The 13298-nt window shown below is 55.4% G+C and carries 10 protein-coding genes; 4 read left to right on the top strand and 6 right to left on the bottom strand.

What is annotated here, in order from left to right; genetic code table 11:
• Positions 1 to 34: 34 nt before the first annotated feature.
• Positions 35 to 820: a LytR/AlgR family response regulator transcription factor gene (locus DYU11_RS07830; RefSeq protein WP_119667097.1), complete on the bottom strand. Its 786-nt coding sequence runs from the start codon at positions 818 to 820 to the stop codon at positions 35 to 37.
• Positions 821 to 1587: 767 nt separating this feature from the next.
• Between DYU11_RS07830 and DYU11_RS07825 the strand changes: the two genes are divergently transcribed.
• Together DYU11_RS07825 and DYU11_RS07820 are read left to right on the top strand one after the other, a co-directional pair.
• Entirely contained in the window at positions 1588 to 2751 is a 1164-nt protein-coding gene (locus tag DYU11_RS07825; RefSeq protein WP_119667096.1) for a sensor histidine kinase, read from the top strand.
• On the top strand, positions 2717 to 3124 hold the full coding sequence (locus tag DYU11_RS07820; RefSeq protein ID WP_119667095.1) for a response regulator: 408 nt from the start codon (positions 2717 to 2719) through the stop codon (positions 3122 to 3124). The genes DYU11_RS07825 and DYU11_RS07820 overlap by 35 nt, the downstream gene beginning before the upstream one ends.
• A gap of 69 nt (positions 3125 to 3193) precedes the next feature.
• On the opposite strand, the gene alaS is transcribed toward DYU11_RS07820, so the two are convergent.
• Positions 3194 to 5965: an alanine--tRNA ligase gene (gene alaS / locus DYU11_RS07815; protein ID WP_119667094.1), complete on the bottom strand. Its 2772-nt coding sequence runs from the start codon at positions 5963 to 5965 to the stop codon at positions 3194 to 3196.
• Between the two features lie 26 nt (positions 5966 to 5991).
• On the opposite strand from alaS, the gene DYU11_RS07810 reads away from it, so the two are divergent.
• The gene (locus DYU11_RS07810) at positions 5992 to 6555 is read left to right on the top strand and encodes a MerR family transcriptional regulator (protein ID WP_229365731.1); all 564 of its coding nucleotides are present in this window, start codon (positions 5992 to 5994) and stop codon (positions 6553 to 6555) included.
• Here DYU11_RS07810 and DYU11_RS07805 read toward each other — a convergent pair.
• Positions 6470 to 7120 carry a nitroreductase family protein gene (locus DYU11_RS07805; RefSeq protein ID WP_119667093.1) on the bottom strand — a complete coding sequence of 217 codons (651 nt, stop codon included), beginning with the start codon at positions 7118 to 7120 and terminating at the stop codon, positions 6470 to 6472. The two genes, DYU11_RS07810 and DYU11_RS07805, sit on opposite strands and share 86 nt — an antisense overlap.
• 84 nt (positions 7121 to 7204) lie before the next feature.
• Here DYU11_RS07805 and DYU11_RS07800 point away from each other — a divergent pair, with 84 nt between their 5' ends.
• The gene (locus DYU11_RS07800; RefSeq protein ID WP_119667092.1) at positions 7205 to 7897 is read left to right on the top strand and encodes a glycosyltransferase family 2 protein; all 693 of its coding nucleotides are present in this window, start codon (positions 7205 to 7207) and stop codon (positions 7895 to 7897) included.
• Positions 7898 to 7956: 59 nt separating this feature from the next.
• On the opposite strand, the gene DYU11_RS07795 is transcribed toward DYU11_RS07800, so the two are convergent.
• From DYU11_RS07795 to DYU11_RS07785, 3 genes are all read right to left on the bottom strand, one after another.
• Positions 7957 to 9765 (bottom strand): cytochrome-c peroxidase, encoded by a 1809-nt coding sequence (locus tag DYU11_RS07795; protein WP_119667091.1) that lies wholly within the window; start codon positions 9763 to 9765, stop codon positions 7957 to 7959.
• Positions 9766 to 9831: 66 nt separating this feature from the next.
• Entirely contained in the window at positions 9832 to 11322 is a 1491-nt protein-coding gene (locus DYU11_RS07790) for a PhoX family protein (protein WP_119667090.1), read from the bottom strand.
• An 85-nt stretch (positions 11323 to 11407) separates the two neighbouring features.
• The gene (locus tag DYU11_RS07785) at positions 11408 to 13231 is read right to left on the bottom strand and encodes a cytochrome c peroxidase (protein WP_119667089.1); all 1824 of its coding nucleotides are present in this window, start codon (positions 13229 to 13231) and stop codon (positions 11408 to 11410) included.
• Between the last annotated feature and the right edge of the window lie 67 nt (positions 13232 to 13298).

Below are 13298 nucleotides of genomic sequence, written 5' to 3'. Positions count from 1 at the left end.
CGCGCCCGAAGGCCGGACCTGACCAGTAAGCGCCTTACTTAAACTCGAATCCTTTCATAAACTCCCCGCGGTAGCTCCGCCCGACGGGTATGCAGTGCGATCGGATGTAAATTTCGTGTTCACTGAACGAATCAACGTGCCGCAGGTTCACGGCGTACGAACGATGCGTACGCACGATGTCGGGGGTCTGTAGCTTTTCCAGTACTTTACCGAGCACCAGCCGAAGCGTGTATTTGGATTCTTTCGTGATGATGTCCGTGTAGTTGCCTTCGGAATGCAGATACAGTACGTCGTCGATCCGGAACTTCGTAAACCGGTAATTCTGCTTGATAAACACGTATTCCCTGGTATGCAGAATCAATTCCCCTTTCCCAATCGGTTCGGCTCCTTCCGGAAGGGTATGATCAGCAGTCGACTCCGTAGCCGATTCATCGGTAGCGGGCGGCAGAGCAAAATTCTGGACGGCCAGATCAATGGCACTCCGCAGGCTGAAATCATTGAAGGGTTTGGAGATATAGGCAGCCGGCGACACCGTCCGCGCACGCGCAAACGTATCGTTATCGGTCAGCCCCGTCAGAAAAATTACGGGTATCGGCCTGATCTGCCGCATCCGACGGGCCGTTTCAATACCATCCCACTCGCCCAGAATATGTATGTCGAGCAGCGCCAGGTCAATAGAGTGTTCCTGATACAATGCAAGGGCCCGGGGGCCGTTATCGGCCACGGCAACAACCTGATACCCCATCTGCGACAGCCGTTGCGACAAGTCCATTCTCAAAATAGCTTCATCCTCAACAATTAATATATTGATCGGGTCCATAGAGTGTAAAGTACAACCAGAAGTCACCATCCGGCGAACTCCGATTTTGCACATTAGTTGGATAGAACTGTACGTTTCGAGTGCCGTACCTCTGTTTACAACGGCGACACTGTTCTTTGGGTTTGCAGATCCTGATTCTACGTATCTGCATCTAATGTAACGACAGGTATGGTGCCGTAACAGATCGGTGGGAACGGATCAGCGTTGCACTGGCAGTGGCTATGACATTACCGGAAAAGTGTGTCTGCACGGGCAACCAACCCGTGGTTTATTTTCCTTTCTCGTAACTCAAATAGCGTAGTAGGTGGTCAAGTACCCCGAATACCAACGGAGCCTATTTGTATACATACGAAAATTGGCGAACTACCGATTACTTCGTCTTAACAACCGACACAATTTGACCGTATTGCCCTTCGGCCGCCGACTCCTGATCGAACGGGATAATGTATACGAAGTCGGTCAGGAAGATAGACAAACAGCCTGAGAGGCAGTCTGTAGGGTAACAGCCTGTTGCAGGCTGAATGAGAACGGAGGGCTGGAGTGAAAAGCTGGCATTAGTAGTTGTTTTTTCATGTAGCGAGTGTATAAAAAACGTAGTAGGCAAACATACTAAAACTTTCATCACATCTCTTTCGGCGGACCTGCTGTTTATGGTATTATTTGGTAGTTTTATACGTGCAAACTGCCTGTAGTCCCCGCGACCCGTACGCACAGTCAGTCGACGTCAGGCAAGTTATACACGCCCTGTACTCGTTTGTAACTCACTCATGGAGCAAGTTTTTGATTTCTTTCGTCGCCTGACGGATATGGGCGACTGGCCTCCCCGATGGCTTTGCGGAACCTGGTCCGACTTTCACGGCTGGTTATACATTCTCTCGGACCTGACCATCTGGCTGGCCTACATGGCAATTCCGCTGATTCTGATCCGGTTTGTCATCATAAAAAAGGGCGTACCGCTTCCGGGTGTATTCTGGCTGTTTGGTGCGTTTATTCTTCTTTGCGGCCTTACGCACCTTATCGACGCCATGATGTTCTGGCTACCGGCCTACCGGATCAACGCCCTGATCCGCTTTTTCACGGGTGTCGTGTCCGTGGCGACGGTGATTGCGCTGGTTCGCTATTTCAAGGAGGCCGTTGGGCTGCGCACGTCCCGCGAATACGACCGCGAACTGTCGTACCGGCAACTGGCCATGCAGGAGCTGACCCGCTCCAATCAGGAACTCCAGCAGTTTGCCTACGTTGCCTCCCACGATCTGCAGTCGCCGTTGAAAACCATCACCAGCTACCTGACGCTGTTCGAAGCCAAACACGGTAACCAGCTCGACAACGATGCCCGGCGACTCATTACGGTATCGTCGGCGGCTGCCGAACGGATGCGGCATCTGATCAGGGATTTACTGGAATTTTCGCGGGTGGGCAGCGACATGGCCTACATACCCGTCGATCTGAACCGATTGGTTAATGAGATTACTGAAGAGCTGCAGGCCGAAATCCAGGCGACCGGTGCCACGATCGACAAATCCGTTTTGCCGACTATCATGGGACACGGAACCGATCTGAAACAACTCTTTCAGAATCTGATTACCAACGCTCTTAAATACCGGCGTCCCGGCGTAGCTCCTTACGTCAAAATCCAGGTTATGGACGAGATTCAACAATACCGGTTCGCTATCAGCGACAATGGCATCGGCATCGAACAGCAGTATTTCGAGCGGGTATTTCAGATTTTTCAACGGCTGCACGGCCGAAACGAATACTCCGGAACCGGCATCGGACTTGCTACCTGTAAAAAGGTTATTGATATTTACGGCGGTCAGATCTGGCTCGATAGCGTCGTCGGCAGCGGCACTACCGTTTACTTTACCATTCCCAAAGTCATAAAACACCTCCATCAGTATGCCCAGGCCGATTCGGTGCATTCTCTTAATTGACGACGACCCCGACGATAATTACCTCCATCAGCTGATCATCGAAGAAACCGGACTCTGCGAAACCGTTCGCGTAGCCGAAAATGGACAGTTGGGCCTGGCGTATTTGACTGATACCGACCACCCGGACTACATCCGGCCGGATATCATTCTGCTGGATATCAATATGCCCGGTATGAACGGTTTTGAGTTCCTCGAACACTACCGGCAGATCGACCCTAGCCTGCAAAGCCGCGTGGTTCTGCTTATGCTGACTACCTCGCTCTTCCCGGCCGATACCACCCGGGCCAGCCAGTTCAACGAAGTGAAAGGGTATCTGTCGAAACCTTTGACGAAGGCCATGCTTCAGGCAATTGTCAATCAGCACTTCAGCTGATACCAGGCGCTTTTCTTAAAAAAAGCCGGTTGGGCGAGTGCCCAACCGGCCGACTTATATACCTGACCGTTACTGCGCCAGCAGTTGTTTTCCCTGCGCCAGGGCCGCATCCAGCCCGGAGGCATCGGAGCCGCCGGCCGTAGCAAAGAACGGCTGACCGCCCCCACCACCTTTGATGTTCCTGGCCAGTTCTTTCACGACCTGCCCGGCATTCAGCCCTTTGCCTTTGATCAGTTCGTCGGGCAGCATTACGGCCAGTTGTGGCTTGCCGTTGATGTCGGCACCCAGCACCAGCGCAAGGTTATCCACCTTGGCTTTCAGATCGTAGGCCAGTTGCTTGAGCGCATCAGCCGACGGTACGTCGACCTTCTCCACCAGAACACTGTGCCCATTTACGGCTTCGATCTTGTCGAGTAACTGGTTCTTCAATTGTTGCACCTTCTCGTTCTGGAGTGCTTCGACCTGTTTTTGCAGGGCGCTACGTTCTTCCAGCAGCGACTGTACGGCTTTCACCAGGTCTTTCGGTGCTTTCAGTAACTCCTTCAGTTCGTTGACGGTAGCAAACTGCTCGTTTACCAGCGCTTCGGCTCCAAGGGCGGTTTTGGCTTCCACCCGCCGGACACCGGTCGATACCGACCCTTCCGACGTGAACTTAAACAGACCGATGTGGCCCGTGGAGGGTACGTGCGTACCGCCACAAAGTTCGACGGAGTAATTGGGGTCGAACGTAATGACGCGGACAAAGTCGCCGTATTTCTCGCCGAACAGGGCCGTAGCGCCCATATTTTTGGCGTCTTCGATCGGTACGTTCCGTTTTTCGTCGAGCTTAATGTCTTCGCGGATTTTTTCGTTGACGATGCGTTCAACTTCGGCCAGTTGCTCGTCGGTCACCTTCTGGAAGTGCGAGAAGTCAAACCGCAGGGCATCCGGCCCAACGTAGGAGCCTTTCTGCGCTACGTGCGTCCCCAGCACCTCACGCAGAGCCGCGTGCAGCAGGTGCGTAGCGGAGTGGTTGCTGCAGGTCAACATCCGCCGTTCGGAATCTATCTTAGCAACAACTGTATCAGAAAGCTTGAGCAGTTGTTCCAGCTGTTCTTCATCATCACCGAGCGTTTCAGATCGCGAGAACGAGTTATCTCCAGCCGCATAATAAGCGAGGGTTGGAATTGGTTTAGGACTGACTAGATGTATGGCAAGGTCATTTTCCTTTTTTGTATCCACTACATCCAATGTCACCAAGTCCTGGCTGCCTAATCTCAACGTTAACGTCCCCACATCCCCAATCTGCCCACCAGATTCTGCATAAAACGGCGTTTCGGCCAGTACGATCTGGTACTGCGTTCCCTGTTTATTCTGAACCTTGCGATATTTTACAATACGGGTTGTTGTTTCGGTCTGATCGTAACCGACAAATACAGACGCCTGTCCTTCATCATTAACACCGATCCAATCCCCGGCCGACGAGGCAGCATCTTTCCGCGAACGGGCTTTTTGTTCGGCCAGCGCTTTCTGGAAGCCTTCTTCATCGATGGTCAGGCCTTTTTCGCGGGCAATCAGCGCGGTAAGGTCAGCCGGGAAGCCGAACGTATCGTTCAGTTCAAAGACTGTGTCGCCGGGGATGGTAGCTTTGCCTTCGCTCGTCAACTGGCCGATGATCTGATCCAGCCGACCTAAACCCGTTCCCAGCGTCCGCAGGAAGGCAATCTCCTCTTCCCGAATCACCGTAGCGACGAAATCGCGCTGGGCGTTCAGTTCGGGGAATACGTCGGCAAACTGCATCGCCAGCGTCGGCACGAGCTTGGTCATAAACGGCTCGGTCAAATTCAGGTACGAGTACCCGTAGCGAATGGCCCGGCGCAGAATCCGGCGAATTACATACCCCGCCTTGGCGTTCGACGGCACCAGACCGTCGGCAATGGCGAATGATACGGCCCGAATGTGGTCGGCGATCACACGCATGGCTACGGCCGTCATGCGCTGTTCCTCGTCAGACGTTCCGTCAGACGCTTTCATTTTGGCGTCGTACGAGCGGCCGCTGAGTTCTTCAATGACGCGGATCGTACCCGTAAATACGTCGGTGTCGTAGTTCGACAGCTTGCTCTGAATGGCCATGCACAACCGCTCGAAGCCCATGCCCGTGTCGACGTGGCGGGCGGGCAGCGGCTCCAGCGACCCGTCAGCTTTGCGGTTGAACTGCATGAACACCAGGTTCCAGATTTCGACAACCTGCGGGTGGTCAGCGTTGACGAGTTCTTTGCCGGGCTGTTGGTCGACATCGGCCTGCGGGCGCAGATCAACGTGAATTTCGGAGCAGGGACCGCACGGCCCCGTATCGCCCATCTCCCAGAAGTTGTCCTTTTTGTTGCCGTAGATGATCCGGTCTTCGCCGACGATGGGCTTCCAGAGGTCGAACGCTTCCTGGTCGAACGGTACGCCATCGCGCTCATCGCCCTGAAAGACCGATACGTAGAGCCGGTCTTTCGGCAGTTTGTACACCTCGGTCAGCAGTTCCCACGCCCACTCGATGGCTTCCTTTTTGAAGTAATCGCCGAACGACCAGTTGCCGAGCATCTCGAACATGGTGTGGTGGTACGTATCGAAGCCCACATCCTCCAGGTCGTTGTGCTTTCCCGACACCCGCAGGCATTTCTGCGTATCCGCGACGCGCTTCGACGGGGGCGTTCCGTTGCCCAGAAAGAAGTCCTTAAACTGCGCCATGCCCGAGTTGTTGAACATCAGCGTCGGGTCGTTTTTAGCAACCAGCGGAGCCGAGGGAACAATCAGGTGGTCTTTGGAACGGAAAAAGTCGAGAAAATGCCGGCGTATTTCGTGGGAAGTCATGTTTTCAGTAAACTGTTAAGCAGTTTGTGGTTCGTACTAATCGGACGCAGGCAATCCCTGGTGAAACGAACTACGGACCACAAACCACAAACTACAAACAATCAGGCCGCAAATTTACGCCAAAACTTGCGTTTTTTCAGGAAGGTCAGGAAGTTTGTCGTATGGAGCATCCGGGCAAACGATACTACGGCATACGGGAAGTAGCCGACATGTTCAGTACGAACACGTCCAAACTACGCTTCTACGAAACTGAGTTTCCATCGCTCAAGCCGAAGAAAAACCGCGCCGGCGACCGCGTCTACACGCAGGCCGACATTGAACACCTGAAGGAGATTTTTGAGCTGATTGACGGTAAAGGCTTTACACTGGCCGGTGCCCGCGACTACCTCAAAACCCGCACCGCCCGCCAGCGCGAAAACGCCCGGATCATTGCCCGGCTGACCGAAATCAAGGGGTTTCTGCAGCAGGTTCGCGACAGTCTCGACCCGGCCGATCCGGAAGCCGTCAATACCATACAATCACCTGATCAGCCGGCTTCCGATGAATATCCGGAACCAGCGCATCCGGAGCCGGGTACCCCACCGGAATAAGCAGAAACGGCTTTTCGTTGGCCGGACGCTCCAGCAGCTTTGTCAGGAAATCCATCGGGCTGGGCGTATGCGTGAGGGCTGCCAGCCCCGCGTCGTGAATGGCCGCCAGCAGAAATCCGCAGGCCAGCCCTACCGACTCCATCACGTAGTAGTTGTTGCGCTTCTGCTCACCGACGGGTTCATAAATCCGCCGAAACACCACAATCAGCCAGGGGGCCGTTTCCAGAAAAGGCTTTCGCCAGTCCGTCCCGAGCGGGGCCAGGTCGGCCAGCCACTCCGGCGACATCCGCCCGTTGTAGCTCCGGTATTCTTCGGCTTCGGCCGCTTCCCGAATCTGCTGCTTCAGGGCCGGATTGCCCACTGCGCAGAACGTCCACGGTTGCTTGTTCGCCCCCGATGGTGCCGTCGACGCGGCCATGATCAGTTGCTCGATCACCTCGCGCGGCACGGGCCGGTCCGAGAAGTCACGCACCGTCCGGCGACGGTTCACATACTCGTAGAACGCTCGGCTGCGGCTCAGTACTTGTTCTTCGGAGAAGATAATCGGAGGTTGGTAGGGTAACATAGACGGGACCGTTAACCTGCACTTTACAGGTGCCGCAAAACTAACGGCCATTCCGGATAGTTTTGTGGCAAACACTCAACGCCCATGAAAACGACACGAAACGTCGCGTGTCTGATTCCCTTTTACAACGAAGGGAACCGGCTTTTCGACGTCCTGAACGTAGTTACGCAGGTTCGTTCGATTACGCAGATCATTTGCATCGACGACGGGTCAGACGAGGACTGTTGTCCGGAGATTGAGGCCCGCTGGCCCCATATTGACGTGATCCGACTAACCGAAAACCACGGAAAAGCGGGGGCCATCAAGGCTGGATTAGCCGCCGTAAGCGAAGAACTGGTGCTGCTCATGGACGCCGATTTGCAGGCCATCAGCCCCGCCGAACTGGAGCAGGCGATCCGGGCCATCCGGAACCACGATGAAGTCGATATGGTGATTCTCCGCCGGGTCCATGCCGACTGGTTCGTTAAGTTCAACCGGGGCGACATCCTGTTATCGGGCGAACGGATCATCCGCAAGCGGGACCTCGACGCAATCTTTCAGCAGCCGGTGGAGGGGTTTCAACTGGAAGTGGCCATCAACGAGTATATGCAGCAGCACCACAAAGTAGTGCGGTGGTTTCCGTGGTCGGCGACAAACACCTACAAAATGGACAAAAGTGGGCCGGTAAAAGGGTTTCTGAAGGACGCCCAGATGTACGCCGACATCGTTACGTACGTCGGACCGGTAGCCTACGCCCGGCAGATGGTCAGCTTCGCCCGGAAGCCCCTGCGAAATTGAAACGGCCGTGTGGTGCCGGGCTCAAAACCTGACCCCACACGGGCCATCGCTACGTTTCCTTACAACGCCTTCATAAACGCCACCAAGGCCTTCTTTTCGGTGGCGGTCAGGTTTAGCTTGTCTTCCGGCAAGGTCTGATACGCCAGGTTGAAGCCCAGGCCGTTGCCGCCCCCTTTGTTGTAGAACTCAACTACCTCGTCGAGCGTCCGGTACACGCCGTTGTGCATGTAGGGCGCGGTTTTCGCTACGTGCCGAAGGGTCGGGGTTTTGAAAGAATACTTCAGTACATCCAGTTTGGTGTGGGCATACCGTCCCAGATCGGGGTCTATTTCCGTTTCTGCGGTGGTGGCCGGAACGCCGATCACCTCTGATTCGCTGTCTGTGTAGCCGGGCGGCACCGTCCCGTTGAACAAGGGCATGAAATGGCAGATTCCGCATTTGGCCTTGCCCATAAACAGGTTCAGGCCGTGAATTTCTTCGGCCGACAACGCCGTTTTCTGTCCCCGCATGTACCGGTCGAAGCGTGAATCGAACGACACCAGCGTTCGCTCATAGCTGGCCAGCGCATTCTGAATCTGGAACGGTTCAATCGCCCCGTTTTTTTCCGGAAACGCTTTCCTGAACTGGGCCACGTACGATGGGTCGACCCGTAGCTTTTTGGCTACCTGTTCCAGCGAGCCGTTCATCTCGGTAACATTGTGCACTACGTCGAACGACTGGTTTTCCAGCGACGATGCCCGCAGGTCGTAAAACTGCCCGGCTTGCAGGGCCGCATTGAGCAGCGTGGGCGTATTGCGACCAATGAGCCCCTGCCCCGTCAGGGTTTTGTTTTTCGTTAATCCGTCCGTAAAGGCTTTGTCGGGCTGGTGGCAGCTTACGCACGCCCGCTGGTTATTCGCCGACAGCACCGGGTCAGCGAACAACCGCCGACCCAGTTCGATCTTGGCCGGATTCATGCGGGCGTCGACCGTAGCGGCATAAGCATCCGGATCAAAAGCGTTGGCCGCGAACAACGTTTCGGCGTCGGGACGAAGTGGGCGACGATCTTTGAACGGCTCGATGCCCAGCGCCCGCTGATACGTCAGCAGTTGTTTTGACAACGGATTGGCGTAGGTCGTGATGAAATGCGCCCGGTCGAAGCTGTCAAAATCAGGGTGCTGATTCAGATAGTCGGCTGCCTGTTGTAGCTGCCTGTCCAGGGCCGCGTAGCCCGGCGAATCTGTCTCGAACAGACTCAGGTACGTCCGCATGGACGTCAGCGCGACGGCCGCTTCGGGCATAGCGGTCTGGCACATCGGCGTATCGAACCCGGCCATGCCGAGCGAAACAATACGGAATACTTCGAGCCGCAGGAGGTCGAAAATGTGGGCGTCTGTAAAGTCGGTAGCTTCCCAGAGCGTCTGGTAGCGCGCCAGTTCGCTGGATAGTTTTTTCACCTCCCGCACCAGGTCAGCCCGGCCGGCCGGATCGAAGGCCGGATACAGGTGTTCTTCAATGACCTGCAAACCCTCCGGCTCAAACAGCTTGTTTTCCTCGGCTTCGACCTCCGGCAAGGGTGGACCGTTGACCAACCGCGACGTAGCGGGGAAGAAGTATTCGGTAAAGGGCTCTACGCGCTTGTAGGCTGAACGACAGGCCAGAAACGCCCGCCGGAGCGAATCAACCGACTGGCTGTGCTCGGCCAGGGGGAGCAGTTGACGCTTTGTCAGGTCGGCTAGTTGCTGTAAGTCACGGCTAACCTGTTGCTTTGTCTGCTCAACCGGCGACAGCACAGGGCGATTAAAGTGGGCAATCATGCCCAGTAAAATGACCAAAACGGCCGTAACGCCCAGTAACGTCAGCAGGAGCCGAATCGGATTATTCTGCATAGTCGAATGAAGCAAATAACCCTTCGACCGCGTGGTCGAAGGGTTATACGTACTGAAGTTGAAGAATTAACGGGCCAGGCCGCGAACAATGATTGTCTGACCACCTTCGGCATAAGCCCCAGTTGCGCCGTCAGTAAGGCTGGTAGCCTTCGTCACCGAGCTACCATCGGCGTTGCTGTATTTCATGTCACGCCAGGTATGCGGGTGCAGGTTAACCAGGAACGTATTCGGTGTACCAACGATGTTTGAAATATCCAGCATGGCACCGTATTCCCACGAACTCAGCAATTGTGAATTAACCGAGTTGTACTTGGTGTTGAATGTCGATTCTGTCCGGCGGTGATTCATTTCGATCACCGGCTTGTTCTGACCCGTTGCAATGGCAAACTGCCAGATGCGACCATCATGCTTGTTGGCCGGATAGAATGAGTCACCATCTTCCTGGATGTATACGTAGTTTTCCGTTACGCACAGGTTGTCAGGGTTCACGATGCTGTTGCCCGGATCAACCTCACCATCAATGACCGGTGTCAGCTTACCAACCAGCGGATTGGCTGCATCCAGCACTAATTTATACACCCGACCCCACATGGTTTTGCCGGCTACGGGCTGCGTACCGCCGTTCTGAGCAACCCCCGTTGCCGTGAAGTAGATCTCGCGGCTGGCAGCGCCACCACCTTTGCGGTAGTCAACATCTTCCACGCGAGCAAACTGGATGGCTTTTTTCTCAACCGACTGGGTGGCAATCTGAGCCCCCGTTGACGTTTTGGCGTTGTCCACCTCGACAAACTCCACGTCGTAGGTCTGGCCAACTTTCATGCTGGTTTCAACCGGGTCCTGGTTTTTCGCCCGCAGGAAGTACAGTTTGCCGTTCTGCAGATCACCTACCGTGTTTGATACGTAGGCCAGTACCTGCCCACTCGCGTCGTCTTCGCCAATGATGATCACCGTCTTACCGGCGAATGCATCCTTCGGCAGCGGTACGGCGTTTTCCATCGACGCTTTCCCTAAAGCGGGCAGCACGCGATCTTTGTTCTTCTTATCGGCCGCACCGGTCGGGCTGATCGCGTGTACGAGCGACTCAGCACCGCTTTCACCGGCCGTCAGGAACACCGGGCCAAAGCCGTGCTCTTCGGGAGTGGCCAGGGTGGCTGAACAAAGCCGCCATGTACCACCTTCATAGTCAACGATGTACTCGCCTTTTACCGGCTTGAAGGTATTATCGAGGAATACCCGTGACGCTGAGCGCAGGTACTCGTGGTTGGTCACGAAGATGTAGCCGTTGCCGCTGGGGTCTTTCATAAGACCAGCACCGTCGGGCTGGCCGCCGTACACGAAATTCGGCGACTGTTCCAGTTTGTCGTCTGAGCTGATGAGCGTGTTAACCTGCAGGTTTTCAAAACCCGGCATGGTTTTCACCAGCGACGGGTTTACGGAATAGTCTTTGAACACGACGCCGGTACTTCCAACGTTCGGGTTTTCCTCGCTGGTGCAGGCTGCCATTGCCAGCAGTGATAAAGCAGTAGTGGTAGTAAGTAAACGATTGCTGTAGCGCATAATTTGTTAAAAAAAGTATAAAAACTTTTATACAAATCTACCAACCGCATATTACTTCAATATGAAGGCAATATTAACATTGCGATCAGAGTGCCTTCATGAACGCTGTCAGTGCCTGTTGCTCGCCGTCCGTCAGATTCAGTTTATCAAACGGTAATGTCTGGTTCTCAAGATTAAACCCTAAACCGTTCCCTCCGCCCTTGTTGTAGAACTCAACTACCTCGTTCAGTGTCCGGTACACGCCGTTGTGCATGTAAGGCGCGGTTTTCGCTACGTGCCGGACGGTCGGCGTCTTGAAGGCGTAGCGATGCGGCTCGCGTTTGGTCAGCACGAATTTTCCAACGTCCGGATCAACGTGTTTGCCATCGGGAGTGGCCGGCGTACCAAGTACCTCACTTTCCGTTTCCTGATACCCCGGCGGCACCGTACCGTTGAACAAGGGAAAAAAGTGACAGGTCGCGCACTTGGCCTTGCCCATGAACAGGTTGAAGCCAAGCTTCTCTTCATTCGTCAAGGCCGCCGGCTGATTGCGCAGATAGCGGTCCACCCGCGAGTCGAGGCTGACGAGCGACCGGACGTAGCTGGCCACGGCATTTTTCAGCGTCTGCTCCGTTACGCCCTCCTTGTAGGTTGTGGCAAAGAGCGCCTTGTACGTCGGATTTTTCTGCAACGCCTGGACGGCCCTGGGCAGTGATCCGTGCATTTCGTCCACGTTCTGGATTACGTCGCTGGCCTGATCTTCCAGATACACCACCCGTGAATCGGCAAACTGCGCAGCCTGCAAAGCTGCATTGAGCAAAGTCGGGGCGTTGCGGGCGATACGTCGACCGCCAACGCCCACCGCCAGGCTTTTGGGTTCACCGTCCGTAAACGCCTTGTCGGGCTGGTGGCAGGTCGCGCAGGTACGTCCCGGCTGACCGGACAGAATCGGGTCGTAGAACAGCATTTTACCAAGCGCCACCCGGCCGGGGGTAGCCCGCTGCTCGCTGAAATTCACGAAGTAGCTCGGGTCGAATGCGTTCGTATCGTTAAGCGTACGAGCCGTAGTCGACAGCAGGCGTGATTCGTTGAAAGCCGGGATGTGCAGGGATTTCTGAGCGTCGACAATGAGCCCGCTCAGTACGTTCGCTTCCTGTTTAATGAACGTAAGCCGATCGAAGTCGTCGAAACTCCGGGCCGATTGGAGCGCCTGCACGGCACCGGCAAAGGTTTTATCCAACCGCCGGGCGAGGTCTGGCTGCTGATCGGCCAGTTGATAATGATCCAGTTGCTCCCGCAAACTTTCCAGCGCACTGACGGCTTCGGGCAGGGAGTGAAACGCCACCGGCGAGTCGAAGCCGGTAATGCCGAGGGTAATGATTCGAAATACCTCCAGCCGCATGGCGTCAAATACGTGACTGTCGGTGAGTTCGTTGGTCTGCGAGATTTTCCGGAGCCGTCCTACGTTCGAACGGAGCAGATTCGCCTGCTGAAGCGCTTCGTCGTAGCTGGCAGGGTCAACGGTGGGAAATACCAGTTCCTCCAGCACCTGAAAGCCTTCCGGTGCGTTGACCCGCAGGTCGTCGTCCACCTCCGGGATGTTCGGCCCGTTGAGCGCCCGGGTCGTTTCGGGGCTGTAGTACGCCGATATGAATTCAACCCGTTTGTAGGCCAGCCGCGCCTGCCGAAACGCCGACTGCACAACCGCTGCCGGCCGGCGCTGCCCGATGACCCGCTGAAGCTGACTAACGGCGCTGTCGAGCTCAGTAATGTCCTGCATAAACTGCGCCTTCACGGCCTCGGCCGGAGCGGGTTGGGGCCGCAGCCAGCCATACAGGGCAATCAGTGCAGCCGCGCCCAGGGCCAGCCAGGCAAGCGGCCGGAGCCGAGATCGAGAATTGGTTCTGGTGTCTTTGGGTATTGAAATCATAGCGTTGATGAACCGGATATAAAAAGCCTGACCGGCGCGGAAACCAGTCAGGCATTATTAGTATACG

The sequence above is a fragment of the Fibrisoma montanum genome (assembly GCF_003583365.1).
Taxonomy (GTDB): domain Bacteria; phylum Bacteroidota; class Bacteroidia; order Cytophagales; family Spirosomataceae; genus Fibrisoma; species Fibrisoma montanum.
This window is presented reverse-complemented; position numbering and strand designations above follow the sequence as displayed.